We start from the raw sequence: 23187 nt of genomic DNA, 5'->3' as shown, positions 1-23187 counted from the left end.
GGCGCATAACTTGATGGGTTTCGCGTCATTATTTCGAATTATTTGTCTGTTTATTACAAATCGCTGAATAATTGACGCAATTCGGGCCAGGACGGAGAACAAGAGAAAGGCCGCCGACGCACGGCGAGCCGCGGCCCCGACCGTCTCGTGCGACGGACGGGCCGTGGGGCGGAATCGGAAACCGGGGATCCGGCCCTAGTCGGCCAGTTCGGCGCGGGTCGGGATCGACGGCTGCGCGCCCGCGCGCGTGACCGACAGCGCCGCCGCGCGTTGCGCGAAGCGGATGGCCGTGTCGACGTCCGCGCCGGCCGCGAGCCGTGCGGAAAAGCCGCCGATGAAGGTGTCGCCGGCCGCCGTCGTGTCGACGGCCTGCACGGCCGGCGCCGGGTAGTGTCGCGCGGTGCCGTCGGCCGTCAGCGCGAGCACGCCGCGCGCGCCGAGCGTGACCAGCACGTTGCGCGCGCCGCCGGCCTGGAGCGCCCGGGCGGCGGCTTCGGCCTGCGCCGGGTCGCGCACCGGCAGACCGGTCAGCGCGGCCGCCTCGACTTCGTTCGGGATCAGGTAATCGACGAGCGGCAGCCAGCCGTCCGGCAGCGGCGCGACGGCCGGGGCCGGATTGAGCACCACCGTGCGGCCGAGCCGACGCCCGGCCGACAATGCCGCGAACACCGCGTCCGGCGGCGTCTCGAGCTGGCAGATCAGCACGTCGGCCGCCGCGAGCGCGGCCTCGTGCCGGGCGATCGTGTCGGTCGTGACTTCGCCGTTGCCGCCCGCGACGATCACGATCGCGTTCTGGCTCGCATCGTCGACGACGATCAGCGCGACGCCGGTCGACGCCGACGCGCTCGTCGCGAGCCCCCTGCAGTCGATTCCCTCGGCCTCGAGGCCCGCGCGCAGGGCCGCGCCGTGCGCATCCGCGCCGACGCAGCCGATCATCGCGACCTGCGCGCCGAGCCGGGCGGCGGCGACGGCCTGGTTGCCGCCCTTGCCGCCCGCTGCCTGCGCGAACGCATGCCCGGCAAGCGTTTCGCCCGGCAGCGGCAGTCGCGGCGCCCGTACGACGAGATCCATGTTGAGGCTGCCGACCACCGTCACGCGGCCGGCGCCCGTTGCGCTCGCCGTCATGCGCGAGCGCCCGGCGCGGCCGGCTCGCGGTAGACCGCCGTCGATTCGCGCAGCACGAGGCGCGGCGACACGACGCGGCGACGGCTCGGCACGGCGGTCGAACCGCCGCCGATCCGTTCGATCAGCGTCTGCGCGGCCATTTCGCCGAGCGCGCGCACCGACTGGCCGACCGTCGACAGCGCCGGATACGTGTAGCGGGAAAATTCGATGTCGTCGAATCCGATGATCGAGCAGTCGTCGGGCACGCGCATCCCGCGCTCGGCCGCCGCGCGCAGCGCGCCGACTCCCATCAGGTCGTTGCCCGCGAAGATCGCGCTCGGCCGCACCGATTCGAACAGCCGCGACGCCGCGTGATAGCCGCCCAGGCACGAGAAATCGCTTTCGGCGATCGCGCCCGGCACGATGTCGACCCCGCGCTCGGCCATCGCGCGGATGAAGCCGTGCACGCGCATCGCGCTGACGGCGGTGTCGGTCGGCCCGGTGATGCAGCCGATCTTCGCGTGTCCGAGTTCGAGCAGATGGCGCGTCGCCAGATACGCGCCGCGCTCGTGGTCGATCTGCACGAGATCGGCCGCGAGCCCCTCGATGTTGCGGTCGACGACGACGAGCGGCGCGTGGATATCGGCGAGCGTCTGCGCGAGCACCGCGTCCTCGCCCGCCGACGCGACGATCAGCCCGTCGATGCGCTTTTCCTGCAGCACGCGCAGGTAGTTGCGCTGCTTCACGGGATCGTCGTCCGAATTGCAGAAGAACACGCAATAGCCGTTGGCCGCACACTGATCCTCGATGCCGCGCGCAAGCTCCGCGAAGTACGGATTCGTGCTGTTCGGCACGACGAGGCCGATGGTCGCCGTCGAACGTGCCTTCAGCGAGCGCGCCACGGCCGACGGCACGTAATTCAGCTCGCGGATCGCGCCCTCGACCTTCGCACGCACATCCGCGGACACCGGCCGCGAATTGTTCACCACGTGCGAGACGGTCGTAAACGACACGCCCGCCATGGCCGCCACATCCTTGATCGTCGCCATTTCCCGTTTCTCTCTGGTCTGTTCTGTGTGTCTTGTTACCGCACGCGCGTACGCCGGCTGCGATACGTATCGAGCACGACCGCCACCACGATCACCGCGCCCGTGATGATCCGTTTCGTCGGCTCGTTCGCCCCGATCTGCGCCAGCCCCGCGGCCAGCACGGAGATGATCAACACGCCGAAGAACGTGCTGATCACCGAGCCGCGCCCGCCCATCAGGCTCGTGCCGCCGATCACGACGGCGGCGATGACCTGCAGTTCGAGGCCCGCGCCCGCGTTCGGATCGGCCGCCTCGAGCCGCGAAATCTGGAACAGCGACGCGAGCCCCGCGAGCGCGCCCATCAGTGCGAATACGAGAATTTTATACGGCCGCGGGTTAACCCCTGCAAGTCGCACCGCTTCCTCGTTCGTGCCGATGCCGATCAGATAGCGCCCGAACACCGTGCGCGTGAGCACGAACTGGGCCGCGATCATCACCGCCACAGCGATCAGGAACGCCGGCGAGATGCCGAGCGCGATCGGGTTCGACAGGAAATCGAATGCGTCGCCGATATACGCGGTGCGCGAATTCGTCAGCTGGTACGCGAGGCCGCGCGCGGCCTCCAGCACGCCGAGCGACACGATGAACGACGGAATCCGCCAGCCGACCGTGACCGCGCCGGTCAACGCGCCCGTCGCGGTCGCGACCGCGATCCCGATCAGCGCGGCCGGCAGCGGCCCCCACTGCCATTTCAGCGCGGCGACGCTGACCATCGACGCGGCGAGCGCGAGCACCGAGCCGACCGACAGGTCGATCCCGGCGATGATCAGCACGAAGGTCATCCCGACCGACATCACGACGAGATCGGGAATCTGGTTCGCGATCGTGCTGAACGTGTCGTAGGTCAGGAAATGCGAACTCAGCACCGAGAACAGCGCGATCATCGCGGCCAGCGCGCCGGCGAGGCCGAGGTAGTTCGACAGGCCGAGCCGCGTGCCGGACAGCGTGCGCGCGCGGCGCCCCGTCACGTCCTGCTGCGCGCCTGCGTCGGTCGGGGATACGGGTGGCTGGGTCATTCCTGTCGTCCTGTCGTCGAAGTGCCCGGAGCGGCGCCGCGCGCCTGCCCCGCGTCCGGATGCTGCATGGCCGCCGCCGGCGTCTCGCGGCCGAAGCCGGCGAACGCCGCGGCCAGCAGCGCATCCTGGGTCCAGTTGCCGCGCTCGAACACGGCCGTCATGCGCCCGGCCGACATCACGCCGATCCGGTCGCAGATCAGCATCAGCTCGCGCAGGTCGCTCGATACGACCACGAGCGCGCGGCCTTCGCGCGCGAGCGCGCCCATCAAAGTGTAGATCTCGAATTTGGCGCCGACGTCGATCCCGCGCGTCGGCTCGTCGAACAGCAGCACGCCCATGTCGCGCGCGAGCCAGCGGCCGATCACGACCTTCTGCTGGTTGCCGCCCGACAGCTCGCCGACCGGCTGCGTCGCCCCGTGCGTGCGGATCCGCAGCGCATCGATCTGCTGCTCGGCGAGCGCCGTTTCGCGCGCCGAATCGACGATGCCGCCGCGCGCGAGCCGGTCGAGCTGGCCGAGCGACACGTTCGCGGCGATCGGCTGCGACAGCAGCAGCCCTTCGCCCTTGCGATCCTCGGTGATCAGCGCGATGCCCAGCTTCACCGCATCGGCCGGCGACGCGATCCGCGCCGGCTTCAGCGGCTGACCCACCGCGATCGCCCCGGCATCCGGCGTATCGGCGCCGTAGATCAGCCGCAGCAGCTCGGTGCGCCCCGCGCCGATCAGCCCCGAGATGCCGAAGATCTCGCCCGCGCGCACCTCGAGCGAGACGTCGCGCACGGCCGTCCCGCGCGTGAGACCCGATACGGCGAGCCGCGGCGCGCCGAAACGACGCTCGCCGAGATCGATGTGTTCGCCGATCTCGCGTCCGACCATCAGCGTGACGAGCCCATCGGACGTCGTCGCCGCCATGTCGCCCGCATGCACGAGCCGGCCGTCGCGCAACACCGCGACGCGCTCGGCGACGCGAGCGAGCTCCTCGAGCCGGTGCGAGATATAGACGATCGCGACGCCGCGCGCCTTCAGCCGGTCGATCTGCTCGAACAGCAGCTCGACTTCGCGCGCGGTCAGCATCGCGGTCGGCTCGTCGAGAATCAGCACGCGGCAGTCGCCGATCAGGTTGCGCGCGATCTCGACCATCTGCTGGTGGCCGATGCCGAGCGCGCCGACCGGCGTATCCGGATCGACCGCGTCGAGCCCGACCTGCGCCATCGCCGCGCGCGCGTCGTCGCGCAGCCGCGCGCGATCGATGATTCCGAAGCGCCGCGGCAGGCGGTTCAGGAACAGATTTTCGGCAATGCTCAGCGTCGGCAGCAGGTTCAGCTCCTGCATCACCATGCGTACGCCGAGCGCCTCGGCCTGCGTGCGGCTCGCCGGCGCATAGGCCTGGCCGCCGAGCTGCATCGTGCCGGTGGTCGGGTCGACGAGCCCGCCGATGATCTTCGACAGCGTGCTCTTGCCGGCGCCGTTCTCGCCCGTCAGCGCGAGCGCCTGGCCCGCGTCGAGGGTCAGCGTGACGTCGGCGAGCACGGGTTCGGCATAGGTCTTGCCGATGCCGGATACGGACAGCACGGGGTGGGCTGAACGGGAGGGTTGGAAGGTCGGTTCCATCGCGATCCTGGTTGCGGCCGCGCGCACGCGGCGCGCGGGGGTGACGCTCACAAGTGCATGTGCATGCAGTGGCCGTGATCGCGCTCACACCGGATAACGGCCGCCGCGCCGGATTCTTGAGGGCGGCGGCCGGACCGGTGCGGCGTTACTTCGTCACGAGATCCACCGGCGTCTCGACCACGCCGGACATGTCGGCCTGCTTGCGATGCTCGGCGATCGCCTTGAGCGCCGTGTCGATGCCGAACACGGCCTGCTTCGCCGCGTACTGGTCGGCGGTCGCGAGCACGCGGCCGTCCTTCAGCATCGGCTTGATCGCATTGATGTTGTCGTAGCCGACCACGAGCACCTTGCCCTGCTTGCCGGCCGCGCGCACGGCCGACACGGCGCCGATCGCCATGTTGTCGTTGCCGCACAGCAGCGCCTTCAGGTTCGGGTATTCGTTGAGCATCGCGGCGGCCACCGCATTGCCCTTGTCGATTTCCCATTCGCCCGACTGCACCGACACGACCTTCATCCCGCCTGCCTTCATCGCGTCCTCGAAGCCGGCCGTGCGCTGCTGCGCGTTGGTGGTCGTCGACACGCCTTCGACGATGCCGACCTGGTCGCCCGCCTTCAGCCGCTTCGCGAGGTAATCGCCGATCTTGCGCGCGCCCTTGCGGTTGTCCGGGCCGACGAACGGCACGTTCAGGTTCTTCGACTTCAGCACGTCGGGATCGAGCCGGTTGTCGATGTTCACGACGACGATGCCGGCGTCAACGGCCTTCTTCACGACCGGCACGAGCGCCTTCGAATCGGCCGGCGCGAGCACGATCGCATCGACCTTCGAGACGATCATCTGCTCGACGATGCGGATCTGGTTCGCGGTGTCGGTCTCGTCCTTGATGCCGTTGGTGATCAGGTCGAACTGGTTCGCGTTGTGTTTCTGGTATTCCTTCGCGCCCGTTTCCATGGTCAGGAAAAACTCGTTGGCGAGCGACTTCATCACGAGCGCGACCTTCGGCTTGGCGGCGGATTGCGCGTGGACAGCCGGTGCGGCGGCCACCGCGACGGCGGCGAGCGCGGCGGTCAGGAAGCGACGGCGAAAGCGGACATTCATACACATCTCCTGGCGACTGGCCCGAAGGGCCGGATTGTTGTTTGGTTGTTGTTTTAATGTGAGCAAACGTTTGCGCCACACTACCCGGGCAATGGCCATCGATGCTGCTGTCGGTACCACGGAATGGAAGCGAGGCAGACGGCCGACTGCCTGGCGCGTGCTGTCGTTGACGCGCCACCGCCGGCGGGGACGCCGGCGGAGTGAAGGCTATGCTGTACCGATTCGCTTCGGCGCGCAACCTGTCTGATCAATATTTAAGGGTTTATTCGGAGCGCGCAAGCGCGCTTCACGATGCGCAAATACGACACTTGCGATGCCGGCGGCGGCCTGCCGAAGCGCTTCGCGCGCCGGCGGGCCGATGATGAAGCGGTTCGGCGCGAACAACGCGATCGGCACGCGGATCGTCGGCGTCCACCGTCCCGGTATGGGGTCGACCGTGACGGAACCGGCGATGCGTCCGGCGCTGCTTCGCGAATGAGAATGGCTGCCGATCTTGCGTTCCGCGCCGAGGGTCGGCGTTGCGGATCGTTCTTGTTTTTCTGTTGGCACGGAAACGCGTGTCGATGGTCGTCGCCTGACGCGACCCACCTGATCGGAAGCCTCGGCTGAGGCTCCAGACGCGACCGACGGCGGCAATCCCCCGCCGCCGCCCGGTACGGGGTACGGCAGCCTACGCATGATGCATGTCGCACCGTCCGCGGCATCGGCCCGGACGGCGCACGACACGCGCGGGTCAGACGGCTTCGCGCAACTGCCCGGCAATCTCCGCTTCGTTCAGATGCGGCGCGAACATTTCGATCAGCCGGTACGCATACGCACGCAGGAACGCGCCCTTGCGCAACCCGACCCGCGTCGTGCTCGCCTCGAACAGGTGCTGCGTATCGAGCGCGACGAGCCCCGTGTCGCGCTGCGGATCGTAGGCCATCGCCGCGACCACGCCGATCCCCATTCCGAGCTCGACGTAGGTCTTGATCACGTCCGCGTCGATCGCGGTCAGCACGACGTCGGGCACGGCGCCCGCCTGCGTGAACGCCTGGTCGATGTGCGAGCGCCCCGTGAAGTCCTGGTCGTACGTGATGATCGGGTACTCGGCAATCTCCTCGAGCGTCAGGTTCTCGCGGCCGACGAGCGGGTGGCCCTTCGGCACGACGACCGTGTGGTGCCACGAATAGCACGGGAACGTGACGATGTCCGGATAGCGGTCGAGCGCCTCGGTCGAGATGCCGAGATCGGCCTCGCCGTTCAGGATCATCTGCGCGATCTGTTGCGGGCTGCCCTGGCGCAGCGCGAGATGCACCTTCGGAAACACGTCGGTGAACTGCCGGATCACCTTCGGCAGCGCGTAGCGCGCCTGCGTGTGCGTCGTCGCGACGACGAGGTGGCCGCTGTCCTGATCGGCGAACTGGCGCGCGACGCGGCGCAGATTCTCGGCATCGAGCAGCATCCGCTCGATCAGCTGATGCACCGCCTTGCCGGGCTCCGTGAGCCCCGTCAGCCGCTTGCCGCGCCGAATGAAGATGTCGACGCCCAGCTCATCCTCCAGATCCTTGATCTGCTTCGACACGCCCGACTGCGACGTGTACAGCACGTTCGCGACTTCCGTCAGGTTCATGTTCTGGCGCACCGCTTCGCGCACGAACCGCAATTGCTGAAAATTCATGGGTATGCCTCTTAGGCTGTCGTTGTTTGATTGTCGAATCGGAGCGAATCCCGCCCTCTGCCCTGCATTGTCTCGTCAACGCGCGGGAAACACCCGCACGGCGCGCGGCACGGCCGTCGCGCCGTCGCCGACCTGCAGCGAAAGCGCCCGCCATGCATCGCGGTCGAGTTCCGCCTCGAGCGCGCCGCCCGCGCGCGCCTCGAGCTCCACGCGCACCGAACCGCCGAGCGGAATCACGCGCCGCACGTCCACCGCGATGCCGTCGCGGTGACCTTCGCCCGCCGGCCACAGCTGCAGATCGTGCGGCCGCACATACGCGTTCGCGGGGCCCGCGAAATCGGCATCGACCTCGATCGGCGCAGCCGCACCCTCGGCGACGAAACCGCGCCCGGCAACCGTGCCCGGCAGCCGGTTCGCCGCGCCGAGGAACTCGTACACGAACGCGCTTTGCGGATGATCGTAGACGTCCTGCGGGCTGCCGACCTGCTCGACGTGGCCTCGGTTCAGCACGACGATGCGATCGGCCACTTCGAGCGCCTCTTCCTGGTCGTGCGTGACGAAGATCGTCGAGATGTGCAGGTCGTCGTGCAGGCGACGCAGCCAGCCGCGCAGTTCCTTGCGGACCTTCGCATCGAGCGCGCCGAACGGTTCGTCGAGCAGCAGCACCTTCGGCTCGACCGCGAGCGCGCGGGCGAGCGCGATGCGCTGGCGCTGGCCGCCCGACAGCTCGGACGGGTAACGCTGCGCGAGCCAGTCGAGCTGCACGAGCTTGAGCAGCTCATGCACCTTCTCGCGAATCGCGGCTTCCGACGGCCGCTCGCGGCGCGGCTTCACGCGCAGGCCGAACGCGACGTTCTCGAACACCGTCATGTGGCGAAACAGCGCGTAGTGCTGGAACACGAAGCCGACCTGACGGTCGCGCGCGCCGACCGACGCGACGTCGAGCCCCTGCAGCACGACCTGGCCGGCGTCCGCGTGCTCGAGGCCCGCGATCACGCGCAGCAGCGTGGTCTTGCCGCAGCCGGACGGCCCGAGCAGCGCGACCAGTTCGCCGGGCGGAAAGTCGAGCGACACGTTGTCGAGCGCCGTGAAATCGCCGAAGCGCTTCTGAAGGTTACGGACGGTGATACCCATTCTGGTTGCCTCTTTACGATTTCGACGAAACGGTGCCGACCGGGCCGGCATGTGCGGGAACGGCGTCGGGCGCGTCGGCCAGTTCGGCCGCGAGATGACGCTCGGCGAGCAGCTTCAGCGCGAGCGTGACGAGCGCGAGCAGCGCCAGCACCGACGCCACCGCGAACGCCGCCGCGAAGTTGTATTCGTTGTACAGAATCTCCACGTGCAGCGGCATCGTGTCGGTCACGCCGCGGATGTGGCCCGACACGACCGACACCGCGCCGAACTCGCCCATCGCGCGCGCATTGCACAGGATCACGCCGTAGAGCAGGCCCCACCTCACGTTCGGCAGCGTCACGCGGCGGAAGATCTGCCAGCCCGACGCGCCGAGCACGCGCGCGGCCTCTTCCTCGTCGGTGCCTTGCGCCTGCATCAGCGGAATCAGCTCGCGCGCGACGAACGGGAACGTGACGAAGATCGTCGCGAGCACGATGCCCGGCACCGCGAAGATGATCTGCACGTCGTGATCCTGCAGCCACGGCCCGAACCAGCCCTGCGCGCCGAACAGCAGCACGTACACGAGGCCCGAGATCACCGGCGACACCGAGAACGGCAGGTCGATCAGCGTCGTCAGCAGCGCCTTGCCGCGGAATTCGAACTTCGCGATCGCCCACGATGCGCACACGCCGAACACGAGATTCAGCGGCACCGCGATCACGGCGACGGTCAACGTCAGCTTGATCGCCGACCACGCATCGGGATCGGCCAGCGATTCGAGATAGAAGCCGACGCCCTTGCGCAGCGCCTCGACGAACACCGCGGCGAGCGGCACGACGAGGAAGAACGCGAGGAACGCCAGCGCGATGCCCGTGAGCAGCCAGCGCACGACGCGCGACTCGCTGACGGGGTCGAGCCGCTTCGCGGCGCGCGCGGCCGGCGACGGGGTTTTCAGCACGGCGGTGGCCTCCTGGCTCATTGCTGGCCTCCTGCCGCGACGGCGTTGACGACGTTGACGGCGGCGGGCGCCGGACCGCTCGCGCCCTTGCTCGTCCTGCGCTGCAGATACCACTGCAGCGTGTTGATCAGCAGCAGCATCAGGAACGACACGACCAGCATCACGACCGCCAGCGCGGTCGCGCCCGCGTAGTCGTACTGCTCGAGCTTCGTGATGATCAGCAGCGACGTGATCTCGGATTTCATCGGCACGTTGCCGGCGATGAAGATCACCGATCCGTATTCGCCGAGCGCGCGCGCGAACGCGAGCGCGAAACCGGTGAGCAACGCCGGCAGCACGGCCGGCAGCACGACGCGTCGGAACGTCAGCCAGCGCGACGCGCCGAGGCACGCGGCGGCTTCTTCCTGCTCGCGCTCGAAATCCTCGAGCACCGGCTGCACGGTGCGCACGACGAACGGCAGCCCGATGAAGGTCAGCGCGACCAGCACGCCGGCCGGCGTGAACGCGATCTTGATGCCGAGCGGCGCCAGGTACTGGCCGACCCAGCCGTTGGTCGCGTAGACGGCCGCGAGCGAGATGCCGGCCACCGACGTCGGCAGCGCGAACGGCAGATCGACGATCGCATCGACGAGACGCTTGAACGGAAACGTGTAGCGCACCAGCACCCACGCGACGAGGAAGCCGAACACGGCATTGATCAGCGCGCCGCCGAGCGCGGCCGAGAACGTCAGCCGGTACGACGCGAGCACGCGCGGCGACGTGACGGCGGTGACGAACTGGTCCCACGACAGCGTCGCGGTCTTCAGAAAGGTGGCGGCGAGCGGAATCAGCACCACGAGGCTCAAATAGGCCACCGTGATGCCGAGTGTCACGCCGAAACCGGGCAGCGCGCTCGGCTTGCGAAAGGTGTACGTCGTCATCGGATGCTCTTGCTGGGTCGATGCTGCTCACGGGCCCGACGCAAACGCCGGCGCAGTGAATCGCGCCGGCGCCCCGTCGGGGATGCGGCGCGCTGTCGTGGCGCGCCGCTTGTCGTTATGTCGTTATGGCGTTACTGCGGCTTGTAGATCGAATCGAACACGCCGCCGTCCGCGAAATGCGTCTTCTGCGCATTCGTCCAGCCGCCGAACGTGTCGTCGACCGTGTACAGCTTCAGCTTCGGGAACTGCTTGGTCAGCTCCGCCGGCACGCTCTTCGAACGCGGCCGGTAGTAGTTGCGCGCCGCGATTTCCTGGCCCTGCGGGCTATACAGGAAGTTCAGGTAGGCCTCGGCCAGCTTGCGCGTGCCCTTCTTGTCGACCACCTTGTCGACCACCGCGACGGGCGGCTCGGCCAGGATGCTCACCGACGGCACGACGATCTCGAACTTGTCGGTACCGAATTCCTTGACCGACAGGAACGCCTCGTTTTCCCAGGCGATCAGCACGTCGCCGATCCCGCGCTGCACGAAGCTCGTCGTCGCGCCCCGCGCGCCCGAATCGAGCACGCCTGCGTTCTTGTAGAGCTTCGTGACGAATTCCTTCGCCGTCTGCTCGTTGCCGCCCGGCTTGTGCTGGGCGTATGCCCATGCGGCCAGGTAGTTCCAGCGCGCGCCGCCCGAGGTCTTCGGGTTCGGCGTGACGATCGAGATGCCCGGCCTGGTCAGGTCGTCCCAGTCCTTGATCCCCTTCGGATTGCCCTTGCGCACGAGGAACACGATCGTCGACGTGTACGGCGACGCGTTGTCGGGCAGGCGCTTCTGCCAATCCTTGTTCACGAGCCCCTTGTTCGCGAGCGCGTCGATGTCGTACGCCAGCGCCAGCGTGACGACGTCGGCCTGCAGGCCGTCGAGCACCGAGCGCGCCTGCGCGCCCGAACCGCCGTGCGACTGCTTGAAGTTGACGGTTTCGCCCGTCTTCGCCTTCCACTCCTTGCCGAACGCCTGGTTGAAATCCTGATACAGCTCGCGCGTCGGGTCGTACGACACGTTCAGGAAGGTCGTATCGGCCTGCGCATGCGTCGCGACGCCCAGCGCCGCCGCCGCGCCCAGCGCGAGTGTTGCGATCAGGCGGCCCACTCCGCCCACCAGCCCCGTATTGCGCTTCGCCATCCTTGGTTCTCCAGTGTTGTCGGTATTGCGATGTCGGGCCAGTCTAGCGAACGGCTTACATGATTAAAAATAATCGTTCCTCATTTTTTAATACTCAAAAGTGCTAACGCATACGGGACGGACGGTTGCGACGGACAAACCGGCGTCCGGGCGTCGCGAAATCGCGCCGGAACCGGCGCGATCGCGTCGAACCTCAAGTAACACTTGAAATTCACCAAGTACTGTATAAAAATACAGCTCACTGTCTATCCATACAGTTAAGCCATGACCAAACTCACCGCCCGTCAGCAGCAAGTGTTCGACTTGATCCGTCGCGCGATCGAGCGCTCCGGATACCCGCCCACCCGCGCCGAGATCGCGGCCGAACTGGGCTTCAGCTCGCCGAATGCGGCCGAGGAGCACCTGCGCGCGTTGGCGCGCAAGGGCGTGATCGAGTTGGCCGCCGGCGCATCGCGCGGCATCCGGCTGCTCGGCATCGACGACGCCCCGCACCAGTTCACGCTGCCGCACGCCGGCCTGATGCAACTGTCGCTGCCGCTCGTCGGCCGCGTCGCGGCCGGTAGCCCGATCCTTGCGCAGGAGCACATCTCGCACCATTACGCGTGCGATCCCGCGCTGTTCACCAGCAAGCCCGACTATCTGCTGAAGGTGCGCGGCCTGTCGATGCGCGACGCCGGCATTCTCGACGGCGATCTTCTCGCCGTGCAGAAGCGCACGGAAGCGAAGGACGGCCAGATCATCGTCGCGCGTCTCGGCGACGACGTCACGGTCAAGCGCCTGATGCGCCGGCCCGGCGGCCTGGAGCTGATCGCGGAGAACCCGGATTACGAAAACATCTTCGTCAAGGCCGGCAGCGCGGATTTCGCGCTGGAAGGCATCGCCGTCGGGCTGATCCGCTCGGGCGAACTCTGACATTCCGTCTCGCTAGGAGAACATCATGGAACGCCTTGCCCGCCTGCTGCCTTTCCGTCAATTCGGTCGCCTGCGTCATCTGCGCGGCCGCACGCCCTGCGCACCGCTGTCCGCGGCGGCGCCAGTGCAAGAAGAAGTCGCAGTCGAACGGCAGGCGTCCCTGCTGCCGTCAGCCCTCCCCGCGTTCGCACGGGTATCGCTGAACGCCGGTCTGAACCACGCGGAACCCGCGCGCCGCGCGCCGGTGCGCGTCTATCACGGCCGATCGCGCCTGATCATGGTGGGCACGATCGATGCCGTGTGCCGGATGATCGATCGCTGCATCGCAGAGGAACGATCGGCCACGCCGGGCGGTCTCTGATTGCGGAACATTCCCGCACCGGAGGCAACGTGACTGAATCGGCGCGCCGCGCACGGCGACTCAAGCCCCTGTTGATCACCGTGCTGATCGTCGCCGTCATTGCGACGCTCGGCTATGCGTATGCGTCGCCGTACGTCGCGCTCGGTCGCCTGAAATCGGCAATCGATGCGCGTGATGCGCAGGCGATCAGCGAGTATGTCGACTTTCCGTCGCTGCGCGTCAGCCTGAAGCAGCAGGTCACGGAAGAGTTGATGCGCCGGATCGACGCAGTGAAGAAAAACAATCCGTTCGCGGTGATTGGCGCGCTGATCGGGTCCGCCCTGATCGGCCCGCTGGTCGATGCGTATGCGACCCCGGAAGGCGTCGCCGCGCTGATGAGCGGATTGCCGCCACGCGGCAATCCGGGCGAGCGTCCGCCCGAGTTGTCAAATCAGCCGTCCGCAGGCAATGCGCCCGGCAACACGCCTGCCGCACCGCCCGCCAATCCGGCGGCGCCGGCAAGTGCCAGCGTACCGAGCGGAAACACGGCGGCTTCGGCGGCATCATCGCCGACCCCCGCGCCCGCCGCACCGGCCAGCCCGAACGAAGCCACGCAAGCGCCGCCCCAGCAGCAAACCAGCGCGGGCTACCGAAATATCGATGAATTCGTCGTGACGTATCAGCGCAGTGCCGACGGCACGCGCTATGCGGCGATCTTCCACCGCTTCGGGCTGTTCTCGTGGAAATTGTCCGGAATCGACCTGCACGCATAGGGCCGCGCTCGACGCGCGCCCTGCCGGGCAGTGCGACGCCTGGCCGGCATGCATCGCCGGTCAGGCGGCCATCCAGCCTTTAGATCATTTGCCGTTCGCCATGGCCGCTTCACGCTCGCGCGCGATTTCGGCCTTCTGCTCTTCCGCCGACGAACACGCCACCAGAATGCTGCAGTTCACGCGATCGAGCAGTTGCGTGTTGCCCGACCCCATCCACCATCTCGACAATCCGCTGCGGCACCGGTGGCCGACGACGACGAGATCGACCTTCAGCTCCGACGCGAGATTCGCGATTTCGTCGATCGGATAGCCGAACGCGAAATGGCCTTCGGCCTGGACGCCGCGCTCGCGCAGCCAGTTCACGCCTTCCTGCAGGATTTCGCGCGCGGTTTCCTCGAAGCGGCCGCACGCCACATCGGTCAGCAAACCCGCGCTTTGCGCAATGCTCGAACGCATGTCGACGACCGACAGCAAATGCGTTTCGGCCTTCAGGTCCATTGCGAGATTGGCGCCGCAACGCAGCGCCTTGCGCCCTTCGAGCGTGCCGTCGTAACACAGCAAAATCTTGTTGTAGCTAGCCATGGAGCCTCCCTATCGCGACAACGAGCCTACGCATTCATCATGGTGCGCCGCAATTCAGGACGCAAGGGATGGAAAACGCTGATTCGCCCCGCGCGGCGCATGCGCGATGGTGCGGCGCACGATCGGTGCGCACTTGCATCGCACCGTGCAGGCATGCGCTGAAGCGATGCAGCCGATGCACTAGAATGGCCCGTTCCACCTCCAGCGGGCCACCTCGCGCCGGCGTCGTATGCTTCGGCCATGCCCGTGTGACACGCATTCGCGCGATCCGTTCGCCAACCCGCCACGCACCGGGCAGCGGAACGGCCCGCTTACAACGACAACCCGCCCATGTCCGTCGCACCGATCGATTTCCGCAACGTCGAAAAGCACTATGGCGACAAGCTCGTCGTCAACGGTCTGTCCTTCAACGTGAAGGCCGGCGAATGCTATGGCCTGCTCGGGCCGAATGGCGCCGGCAAGACCACGACGCTGAAGATGCTGCTCGGCCTCGCGCACCCCGATGCAGGCACCATTTCGCTGTGCGGAGAACCGGTTCCATCGCGTGCGCGACATGCACGCCGGCGGGTCGGCGTCGTCCCGCAGTTCGACAACCTCGACCCCGACTTCACGGTCCGGGAAAACCTGCTCGTGTTCAGCCGCTATTTCGGGATGTCGGCGCAGGCCGCACGCGCGCTCGTGCCGCCGCTGCTCGAATTCGCAAAGCTCGAGAACAAGGCCGATGCGAAAGTCGGCGAGCTGTCGGGCGGCATGAAGCGCCGCCTCACGCTCGCCCGCGCGCTCGTCAACGATCCCGATGTGCTGGTGCTCGACGAGCCGACGACGGGCCTCGATCCTCAGGCGCGGCATCTGATGTGGGAGCGGCTGCGCTCGCTGCTCGCGCGCGGCAAGACGATCCTGATCACCACGCATTTCATGGAAGAAGCCGAGCGCCTGTGCGATCGGCTGTGCGTGATCGAGGAAGGCCGCAAGATCGCCGAAGGCGCGCCGCACGCACTGATCGAATCGGAGATCGGTTGCGACGTGATCGAGATCTACGGGCCGGAGCCGGCCGCGCTGCGCGACGAGTTGTCGGCATTCGCGAAGCACACCGAGATCAGCGGCGAAACGCTATTCTGCTATGTGACCGACCCCGAACCGATCAGCGCACGACTCAAGGGCCGGACGGGGTTGCGCTATCTGCATCGCCCGGCCAATCTGGAGGATGTGTTCCTGCGGCTCACGGGCCGCGAGATGCAGGATTGATCGACCATGGACGTCCGTAACTATTCCGCCACCGCGCGATCGGCCCCGCCGCGCGAATCGCGCTTCGCGATAGCGATGCCGGCGAACGCCAGCAACTGGATCGCCGTCTGGCGGCGCAACTATCTCGTGTGGCGCAAGCTCGCGCTCGCGTCGATGTTCGGCAATCTCGCCGATCCGATGATCTATCTGTTCGGGCTGGGTTTCGGGCTCGGCCTGATGCTCGGCCATGTCGACGGCGTGTCGTATATCGCGTTCCTCGCGGCCGGCACGGTCGGCTCGAGCGTGATGATGTCCGCGAGCTTCGAATCGATGTATTCGGGTTTCTCGCGGATGCACGTGCAGCGCACGTGGGAAGCGATCATGCATACGCCGCTCGCACTCGGCGACATCGTGCTCGGCGAGATCGTCTGGGCAGCCAGCAAGGCGATGCTGTCGGGAGGCGCGATCATGCTCGTCGCGGGAGGGCTCGGCTACGCGCGGTTTCCGTCGATGCTCGCGGTGCTGCCCGTGATCGCGCTGGCCGGCCTCGCGTTTGCCAGCATCGCGATGATCGTCACGGCGCTCGCACCGTCCTACGATTTCTTCATGTTCTATCAGACGCTCGTGCTGACGCCGATGCTGCTGCTGTCAGGCGTGTTCTTCCCGATCACGCAGTTGCCGCCGCTCGCGCAGCACGCGGCGCAGGCGCTGCCGCTCGCGAACGCGGTCGAGCTGATCCGCCCTGCGATGCTCGGCCGGCCGGCGGCCGACATCGCGCTGCACGTCGCGGTGCTCGCCGGCTACGCGTTCGGCGGGTTCCTGCTGTCCGCGTGGCTGTTCCGGCGGCGGATGATGCGCTGACGGCCGGCGCGCCGGGCACCGCGCACCGGGCGCCGGCTTCATGCGACGACGTTACTCGTCGTCGTCGCTCCACGGAATTTCGACGTCGGTCAGGAACGCGACGGTCGCGAGCGGGCCGCCTTCCTGGCGGCCGAGCTTGCCGTCCGCGCGATGCCATTCGACGCGGAACTGCGTGCCCGGATCGTCGGCCAGCAGATAGACCGTGCGCAGCTCTTCCTTGTCGGCTTCGTCCACCGGGCCGTCGAACGACACCAGCATCTTCTGCGGCCACAGGCCGTTGACGGGATCGTAAATGCGATCGCCTTGCGGAATGTCGATGCTCGCCTCGACACCGATCGTTGCGGAGGCCTCGATGATCATCGTGCCGAGTGCATGCAGCACGGCAGTCGCCCGCGCGGAATTGGCCTGGCGGATCGCGAGATCGCCGCGCGTCAGCGCCTTTTCGAGTCGAGGATGGATCTTCGGTTGGGTCATGCGTTTTCCTGTTTGCTTCTTGTAAAAGGCGCCGCACACGTGAAGCGGCGGCGCCGGATGAATACGGCGATGGCGCGCTCCGGGTGCGCCGTTTGCATGCGTCAGAACCCGAACGCGATCGCGAGCAAGCCGCTCGCGATCCCGAACACGACGACGAGCGTCGCGACGATCGCCAGCATGTAAGGCTTGAACGAACGCGCGAGCATCGCGAGCGACGGCACGCTGATCGGCGGCAGCGTCATCAGCAGCGCAGCGGCCGGACCGACGCCCATGCCGAGCGACAGCATCGCTTGGATGATCGGCACCTCGCCGGCCGTCGGGATCACGAACAGCATGCCCGCGACCGCGAACGCGACGATCCAGCCGAGATGATTGCCGATGTCCGGGCCGATATGCGGGAACAGCCACGCGCGCGCGGCGCCGAGCAGCAGCACGAGCACGATGTATTCGGGCACGAGCCGCACGGCCATGCGCGCGAGCAGCTTCACCCAGCGGACGAACGGATTGCCGGCCGCGGCCTGCTCGGCCGCCAGCGCGGCGAGCTGCGCATCGTCGATGCTGCGGTCTTCGGGACGCGCGATGCGGTTCAGCAGATAGCCGATCCCGAACACCATCGCGATGCCGAGCACGAGGCGCAGCGCGCTCCAGTGCCAGCCGAGCACGAAGCCCATGAACACCAGCGCCGCCGGGTTCAGCACCGTATTGCCGAGCCAGAACGCGACCGCGCCGCCGGGCGACGCATGGCGCGCACGCAAGCCCGCCACGACCGGCGCCGCGCAGCACGTGCACATCATCCCGGGCAGCGACAGCAGCCCGCCCGCGGCGACGCTGCCGAAGCCCGTGCGGCCGAGCACGCGCGCCACCCAGTGCGCGGGCAACAGCGCCTGCACGGCCGAGCCGAGCAGCAGGCCGAGCACCATCGCCTGCCAGATCGCCTTGCCGTATGCCCACGCGTAGTCGAGCGCCGCCTTCAGCGACGGTTCGGGCGCGGCCGCGGATGTGCCCATCAGGATCGACTGGCCGATCGAATGGTGCTCTGCGGCAACGAACGCCTTGTTGTAGTACGGGAACCATTTCACATAGAACAGGCCCGCGATCGCGATCAGCAGGAAGGTCATCCAGCCGAGCGCCGGAGTGGGTTGGGTACGTGTGGTCGTCATCGTGCGGTGGTCGTCGATTGGTCTTTGTCGGTTGCGGTTGTCGCGCCGGCGGCAAGCGCGGCCGACGCGGGCAATCCGGCTTGCGCGAGCTCGGCCAGCAGCGTGCGCGCCTGATCGCGCACGTCGGCTGCGTTGGGCCGGAACGTGAACGTCAGCGCCCGGTTCGGCTTGTTGTACGTCGCGCGGTAAGTGCGCGCATAGGCGGGATCGTAATGCTTGTCGATCAGTTCGGCGAACAAATCGGCCCGCGCGCCGGTATCGATCAGCCCCTTCCAGCGCGTCACCTCTTCGCGGCTGTGCAGGCCGATCAGCCGATGAAGCTGCGCCTTGAACGCGTCCGGGTCGTCGAACAGGTGCGCGTAATCGTCGAGCAGGAACGCGATCCGCTCGTCGTGGGCCGCTTCGACCTGCACCCACGGCCCCGCGTGAAACGCTTCGATCAGCGCGATCGGCAACTGCACGAGCCCGATCCTGCGGCTTTCCGACTCGACGAATACCGGCCATTCGGGGTCGAAACGCGCCAGCGTCTCGACGAGCCCCGAATCGAACCCTTTTTGCGCCGGCTGCGGCTTACCCGGCAGCGCGCCGAGCAGCGAGCCGCGATGACAGGCGAGCGCTTCGAGATCGAGCGTCTGCGCGCCCACGTCGCGCAGTGCATTCAGCAGGCGGGTCTTGCCGCAGCCCGTATGGCCGACGAGCGCGATATAGCGAAAGCGCGTCGGCAGCGAGTCAAGCGTCGCGCACACCGACTGGCGGTACGCCTTGTAGCCGCCGTCGAGCTGGCGCGCCTTCCAGCCGATCAGGTTGAACCAGGTCGTCATCGAGCCCGAGCGCTTGCCGCCGCGCCAGCAGTAGATCAGCGGGCGCCAGTTGCGCGGCCGGTCGGCGAACGTCGTGTCGAGATGGCGCGCGATGTTGCGCGCGACGATCGCCGCGCCGACGCGCGTCGCCTCGTACGGCGACACCTGCCGGTACATCGTGCCGACGAGCACGCGCTCTTCGTTGCTGAGCACGGGCGCGTTCAGCGCGCCGGGAATATGGTCCTCGGCGAACTCGAGCGGCGTGCGCACGTCGATGATCTCGTCGAACTCGCCAGCGCGATCGAGGGTGACAATCAGGTTCTTCAATTTGGCGTCGAACAGGGGCGATGCGGCTCGAAGAGCCGCATGGGCATGGAAAGGCGGATTGACGATTATCTCACGGGCCGGCGTCCCGGGCGTCGCGCGGCAGTCGGCGGCGGCGAGGCGGCCTGCATCGCATCGATCAGGTGGTCGCGGAACGCGCGCACCGACGCGGGCAGATCGCGTCCCGCCATCGTCTGCACCTGGATGCTGCGTTCGCGCAATTGCGGGTTCGTCAGGGGCACGGCGACGAAGCCGTCCGCATCGGAGCGATCGCGCACCGACAACAGCCCGGTGAACATCACCGCGCCCGTGCGCCGCGCGTAGCCGTACATCGCCGCGGTGTTGTTGCTCGTCAGTTCGGGCTCGAGCAGCAACCCGTCGAGCGCGCATGCGATGTCGATCAACTGGCGCACCGTCGTGCCGGCTTCAGGCAGCACGTGCGCGTGCCGCGCGACATCGGCAAGCGACACCGCGTCGCGCGCCGCGAGCGGATGATCGTGCCGGACCAGCGCGAAGACCGGCGCGCGCTCGGTGTGGTCGACGCGCACGCCCTTCTCCGGCGCGAGGCTGAAGGTCAATGCGATGTCCGCATCGCCGTCGCGCACGCGCCGGGTCGCGTCCGCCGGCGACACCACCCACACCGTGAAATCGACGCCCGGATGGCGCGCCTTGAAGCTCGCGAGCACGCCGGGCAGGAAATCGATCGCGAATCCTTCCGAGCACGCGATCTTCAGCAGGCTGCCGTGCAGCGCGTCGAGCCCGCCGATGTCCTTCATCACGTGTTCGGCCTCCAGCAGGCTGCGCTGCGCGAATGCCAACAGCCGCTCGCCGGCCTCCGACAGCGCCATTCCGCGCGGCCGCCGCTCGAACAGCGGCGCGCCGAGTTCGCTCTCCAGCTTCGCGATCTGGCGGCTGATCGCCGACACGGCCACGTGCAGCCGCGCGGACGCATCGCTGATCGAGCCGGTACGCGCTACCTCGACGAAATATCGCAACGCCAGACCATGCAGGAAAGCCGCCATCGTTCTGTCTCCGCGCCGCATCCGGCCGCGCTGCTTTGCCTTTTCGGCAAAGAAAGGTTCGAAATTCGATTATTGTGACAAAAAAACCGGCTTTCTAGAATCGATCGCACTTCACGTTGCGGGCACGGCCCGCGCACAGCGAACCATCAGAGGAGACACGATTTGAGCCGCAACGCCGCCATCCAGCATGCACTGAACCAGTTCGAATCCGGCGCGTTCTTCACCACCTTGAGCCGCCGCGTCGGCCTGCGCACCGAAAGCCAGGAAAGTGGCAGCGACGCCGCGCTGCGCGCCTATCTGACCGACGAGATCGCGCCCGAGGCCGCCGGCCTCGGTTTCACGTCGCGCATCGTCGAGAATCCCGTCGACGGCGGCGGGCCGTTCCTGCTCGCGTCGCGCCACGAAGACGACGCGCTGCCGACCGTGCTGATCTACGGCCACGGCGACGTCGTGCGCGGCTACGACGCGCAGTGGCGCGCGCCGCTGTCGCCGTGGACGCTGACGGCCGACGGCGACCGCTGGTACGGCCGCGGCAGCGCCGACAACAAGGGTCAGCACACGATCAACCTGGCCGCGCTGGCGAGCGTGCTCGATGCGCGCGGCGGCCGGCTCGGCTTCAACGCGAAGCTGCTGATCGAGATGGGCGAGGAAACCGGGTCGCCGGGCCTCGACGCGCTGTGCCGCCAGGAGCGCGACGCGCTCGCGGCCGACGTGCTGATCGCGTCCGACGGCCCGCGCATCGCCGCCGCGCGCCCGACGGTCTTCCTCGGCTCGCGCGGCGCGGTCAACTTCAAGCTGAGCCTGCGCGCCCGCGACGGCGCACATCACTCCGGCAACTGGGGCGGACTGCTGCGCAACCCGGCGATCGTGCTCGCGCATGCGCTCGCGAGCCTCGTCGACGCGCGCGGCGCGATTCGCGTCGCGGGGCTGCGCCCCCCGCCGATCCCGGCCGCGGTGCGCGACGCGCTCGCCGATCTTTCGGTCGGCGGCGGCCCCGGCGATCCGGCGCTCGACGCCGACTGGGGCGAGCCCGGCCTGTCCGCCGCCGAGCGCGTATTCGGCTGGAACACGTTCGAGATTCTCGCGTTCAAGGCCGGCAACCCCGAGCACCCCGTCAACGCGATCCCGCCCGTCGCGTATGCGCATTGCCAGTTGCGCTTCGTCGTCGGCACCGACTGGGAAGCGCTGCCTGCGCACCTTCGCGCGCATCTCGATGCGCACGGCTTCGCCGACATCGAGATCGACGTCGAACGCGGCGCGCCGGCGACGCGCGTGCCGCCGGACGATCCGTGGGTCCGCTGGGCCGTCGCGTCGCTCGCGCGCACCACCGGCAAGAAGCCCGCGATCCTGCCGAATCTCGGCGGCACGCTGCCGAACGAGGTGTTCGCCGACACGCTCGGGCTGCCGACGCTGTGGGTGCCGCACTCGTACCCGGCGTGCTCGCAGCACGCGCCCGACGAGCACCTGCTCGCCAGCGTCGTCAGCGAGGGGCTGCAGATGATGGCCGGCCTCTTCTGGGATCTCGGCGACGACGCGCCGCCCGTTCGCCGCGCGGCATCCGCCGCGGCCGGCGCCGCCCTGTAACGCGCTTCGCCCCTTTCACGGGACTGCACACACGATGAATACGACCACCCTGACCTCGCAGGACGCCGCGCGCCCCAGCGCCGCGAAGATCCGGCGCATCATCTTCGCGGCGTCGATCGGCAACGCGCTCGAATGGTTCGACCTGATCGTCTACGGCTTCTTCGCGGTCACGATCGCCAAGCTGTTCTTCCCTGCCACGAGCGAAGCGACGTCGCTGATGCTGACGCTCGGCACGTTCGGGCTGTCCTACCTGATCCGGCCGATCGGCGGCTTCGTGCTCGGCGCGTACGCGGACCGCGCGGGCCGCAAGGCGTCGCTGCTGCTGTCGATCGCGATGATGATGGCCGGCACGCTGTTGATCGCGCTGATGCCGACCTACGCGTCGATCGGCATTCTGGCGCCGCTCGGGATCATGCTGTCGCGGCTGATGCAGGGCTTTTCCGCGGGTGGCGAATTCGCGAGTTCGACCGCGTTTCTCGTCGAGCATGCGCCGCAGCGGCGCGGCTTCATGTCGAGCTGGCAGTTCGCGAGCCAGGGCCTCGCGACGTTGCTCGCGTCGGGCTTCGGCGCGCTGCTGACGGCCACGCTGAGCTCCGCGCAACTCGAAAGCTGGGGCTGGCGCGTGCCGTTCCTGTTCGGCCTCGCGATCGGCCCGGTCGGGCTGTACATCCGCCGCTACGTCGACGAAGGCGTCGAGTTCAAGACGCAGGCACGCTCCGAAGCGCCGGTGCGCGAGCTGTTCGCGGACCAGAAGGTGCGGCTGCTGCTGTCGACCGGCGTGCTCGTGATTTCAACCGCGATCAACTACATGATCCTGTACATGCCGACCTACGCGATCAAGCAGCTCGGGCTGCCGGCATCGACGGGATTCGCGGCGACGCTCGCGACCGGCTTCGTGCTGACGCTCGTCACGCCGGTCGTCGGCCATCTGTCCGACCGCACCGGGCGGATCCGCATGATGGCGGTCGCGGCCGTGCTGATGCTCCTGACCGTGTGGCCGACGTTCGCATGGCTCACACGCCACGCGTCGTTCGCGACGATGCTTGCCGCACTGGTCTGGATCGGCGCGCTGAAGGCGATGTATTGCGGCGCGCTGCCGGCGCTGATGGCCGAACTGTTCCCGTCGCAGACACGCGCCACCGGGCTCGCGGTCAGCTACAACACCGGCGTCACGCTGTTCGGCGGCTTCGCGCCGTTCGTCATCACCTGGCTGATCAGCACGACCGGCAACCGGCTGTCGCCGGCGCTCTATCTGATCGGATGTGCGCTGCTGAGCCTCGCCGCGCTGTTCGTCGCGCGCACGCGGCTGAAGATGCGCTGACGCGGGAAGCGACGGCGCGGCAATGCGCCGCCGACGCGGCCCGTCGCGGCATCGCTGCCGCGCGGGTCGCGCGCCG

The 23187-nt window shown here is 67.9% G+C and carries 23 protein-coding genes; 7 read left to right on the top strand and 16 right to left on the bottom strand.

The window, feature by feature from the left end:
• Window positions 1-195: 195 nt before the first annotated feature.
• The 11 genes from rbsK to C4B30_RS28695 form a co-directional block, all read right to left on the bottom strand.
• Entirely contained in the window at window positions 196-1125 is a 930-nt protein-coding gene (gene rbsK, locus C4B30_RS28745; protein ID WP_027784389.1) for a ribokinase, read from the bottom strand.
• Window positions 1122-2153, bottom strand: coding sequence for a LacI family DNA-binding transcriptional regulator (locus tag C4B30_RS28740; RefSeq protein ID WP_027784388.1), 1032 nt, complete (start codon window positions 2151-2153; stop codon window positions 1122-1124). The genes rbsK and C4B30_RS28740 overlap by 4 nt, the downstream gene beginning before the upstream one ends.
• A 35-nt stretch (window positions 2154-2188) precedes the next feature.
• A complete protein-coding gene (locus C4B30_RS28735; RefSeq protein ID WP_027784387.1) occupies window positions 2189-3208 on the bottom strand; it encodes an ABC transporter permease in 1020 nt (339 codons plus the stop codon).
• On the bottom strand, window positions 3205-4818 hold the full coding sequence (locus C4B30_RS28730; protein WP_027784386.1) for a sugar ABC transporter ATP-binding protein: 1614 nt from the start codon (window positions 4816-4818) through the stop codon (window positions 3205-3207). The genes C4B30_RS28735 and C4B30_RS28730 overlap by 4 nt, the downstream gene beginning before the upstream one ends.
• Window positions 4819-4963: 145 nt before the next feature.
• A complete protein-coding gene (locus C4B30_RS28725) occupies window positions 4964-5914 on the bottom strand; it encodes a sugar ABC transporter substrate-binding protein (protein ID WP_027784385.1) in 951 nt (316 codons plus the stop codon).
• Between the two features lie 207 nt (window positions 5915-6121).
• Complete coding sequence (locus C4B30_RS35950) at window positions 6122-6463, bottom strand: hypothetical protein (RefSeq protein ID WP_230469129.1); 342 nt, start codon at window positions 6461-6463, stop codon at window positions 6122-6124.
• A gap of 184 nt (window positions 6464-6647) precedes the next feature.
• On the bottom strand, window positions 6648-7574 hold the full coding sequence (locus C4B30_RS28715; RefSeq protein WP_027784384.1) for a CysB family HTH-type transcriptional regulator: 927 nt from the start codon (window positions 7572-7574) through the stop codon (window positions 6648-6650).
• A gap of 75 nt (window positions 7575-7649) precedes the next feature.
• Window positions 7650-8708: a sulfate/molybdate ABC transporter ATP-binding protein gene (locus tag C4B30_RS28710; protein WP_012328435.1), complete on the bottom strand. Its 1059-nt coding sequence runs from the start codon at window positions 8706-8708 to the stop codon at window positions 7650-7652.
• Window positions 8709-8721: 13 nt separating this feature from the next.
• Window positions 8722-9666, bottom strand: a complete 945-nt coding sequence (cysW, locus tag C4B30_RS28705; protein ID WP_027784382.1) for a sulfate ABC transporter permease subunit CysW — start codon at window positions 9664-9666, stop codon at window positions 8722-8724.
• The gene (cysT, locus tag C4B30_RS28700) at window positions 9663-10565 is read right to left on the bottom strand and encodes a sulfate ABC transporter permease subunit CysT (RefSeq protein ID WP_027784381.1); all 903 of its coding nucleotides are present in this window, start codon (window positions 10563-10565) and stop codon (window positions 9663-9665) included. The genes cysW and cysT overlap by 4 nt, the downstream gene beginning before the upstream one ends.
• Window positions 10566-10696: 131 nt before the next feature.
• The gene (locus C4B30_RS28695) at window positions 10697-11734 is read right to left on the bottom strand and encodes a sulfate ABC transporter substrate-binding protein (protein WP_027784380.1); all 1038 of its coding nucleotides are present in this window, start codon (window positions 11732-11734) and stop codon (window positions 10697-10699) included.
• A 264-nt stretch (window positions 11735-11998) separates the two neighbouring features.
• Here C4B30_RS28695 and lexA point away from each other — a divergent pair, with 264 nt between their 5' ends.
• The 3 genes from lexA to C4B30_RS28680 are packed head-to-tail and all read left to right on the top strand — an operon-like array spanning window position 11999 to window position 13759.
• Entirely contained in the window at window positions 11999-12646 is a 648-nt protein-coding gene (gene lexA, locus C4B30_RS28690; protein ID WP_027784379.1) for a transcriptional repressor LexA, read from the top strand.
• A gap of 25 nt (window positions 12647-12671) precedes the next feature.
• Window positions 12672-13007 carry a hypothetical protein gene (locus C4B30_RS28685; RefSeq protein ID WP_006476078.1) on the top strand — a complete coding sequence of 112 codons (336 nt, stop codon included), beginning with the start codon at window positions 12672-12674 and terminating at the stop codon, window positions 13005-13007.
• A 29-nt stretch (window positions 13008-13036) separates the two neighbouring features.
• Window positions 13037-13759, top strand: coding sequence for a DUF2939 domain-containing protein (locus C4B30_RS28680; RefSeq protein ID WP_027784378.1), 723 nt, complete (start codon window positions 13037-13039; stop codon window positions 13757-13759).
• A gap of 84 nt (window positions 13760-13843) precedes the next feature.
• Here C4B30_RS28680 and C4B30_RS28675 read toward each other — a convergent pair whose 3' ends face one another.
• Complete coding sequence (locus tag C4B30_RS28675) at window positions 13844-14341, bottom strand: universal stress protein (RefSeq protein WP_027784377.1); 498 nt, start codon at window positions 14339-14341, stop codon at window positions 13844-13846.
• 330 nt (window positions 14342-14671) lie between these two features.
• On the opposite strand from C4B30_RS28675, the gene nodI reads away from it, so the two are divergent.
• Together nodI and C4B30_RS28665 are read left to right on the top strand one after the other, a co-directional pair.
• Complete coding sequence (gene nodI, locus C4B30_RS28670) at window positions 14672-15586, top strand: nodulation factor ABC transporter ATP-binding protein NodI (RefSeq protein ID WP_027784376.1); 915 nt, start codon at window positions 14672-14674, stop codon at window positions 15584-15586.
• 6 nt (window positions 15587-15592) lie between these two features.
• Window positions 15593-16426 (top strand): ABC transporter permease, encoded by an 834-nt coding sequence (locus tag C4B30_RS28665; protein WP_027784375.1) that lies wholly within the window; start codon window positions 15593-15595, stop codon window positions 16424-16426.
• A 51-nt stretch (window positions 16427-16477) separates the two neighbouring features.
• On the opposite strand, the gene C4B30_RS28660 is transcribed toward C4B30_RS28665, so the two are convergent.
• The 4 genes from C4B30_RS28660 to C4B30_RS28645 form a co-directional block, all read right to left on the bottom strand.
• Window positions 16478-16900, bottom strand: coding sequence for a hypothetical protein (locus tag C4B30_RS28660; protein WP_027784374.1), 423 nt, complete (start codon window positions 16898-16900; stop codon window positions 16478-16480).
• A gap of 101 nt (window positions 16901-17001) precedes the next feature.
• Window positions 17002-18060, bottom strand: coding sequence for a permease (locus C4B30_RS28655; protein ID WP_027784373.1), 1059 nt, complete (start codon window positions 18058-18060; stop codon window positions 17002-17004).
• On the bottom strand, window positions 18057-19187 hold the full coding sequence (gene mnmH, locus C4B30_RS28650; protein ID WP_027784372.1) for a tRNA 2-selenouridine(34) synthase MnmH: 1131 nt from the start codon (window positions 19185-19187) through the stop codon (window positions 18057-18059). The genes C4B30_RS28655 and mnmH overlap by 4 nt, the downstream gene beginning before the upstream one ends.
• Window positions 19188-19252: 65 nt before the next feature.
• A complete protein-coding gene (locus C4B30_RS28645) occupies window positions 19253-20206 on the bottom strand; it encodes a LysR substrate-binding domain-containing protein (protein WP_027784371.1) in 954 nt (317 codons plus the stop codon).
• 162 nt (window positions 20207-20368) lie between these two features.
• On the opposite strand from C4B30_RS28645, the gene C4B30_RS28640 reads away from it, so the two are divergent.
• Entirely contained in the window at window positions 20369-21790 is a 1422-nt protein-coding gene (locus C4B30_RS28640; protein WP_027784370.1) for a M20 family metallopeptidase, read from the top strand.
• 34 nt (window positions 21791-21824) lie between these two features.
• Window positions 21825-23111: an MFS transporter gene (locus tag C4B30_RS28635; protein ID WP_027784369.1), complete on the top strand. Its 1287-nt coding sequence runs from the start codon at window positions 21825-21827 to the stop codon at window positions 23109-23111.
• Window positions 23112-23187: the final 76 nt, after the last annotated feature.

It is taken from the genome of Burkholderia sp. BE12 (assembly GCF_002959955.1).
Taxonomy (GTDB): domain Bacteria; phylum Pseudomonadota; class Gammaproteobacteria; order Burkholderiales; family Burkholderiaceae; genus Burkholderia.
Note: the sequence above shows the minus strand (reverse complement) of the source record. Positions and strands in the feature narration are given on the sequence as shown.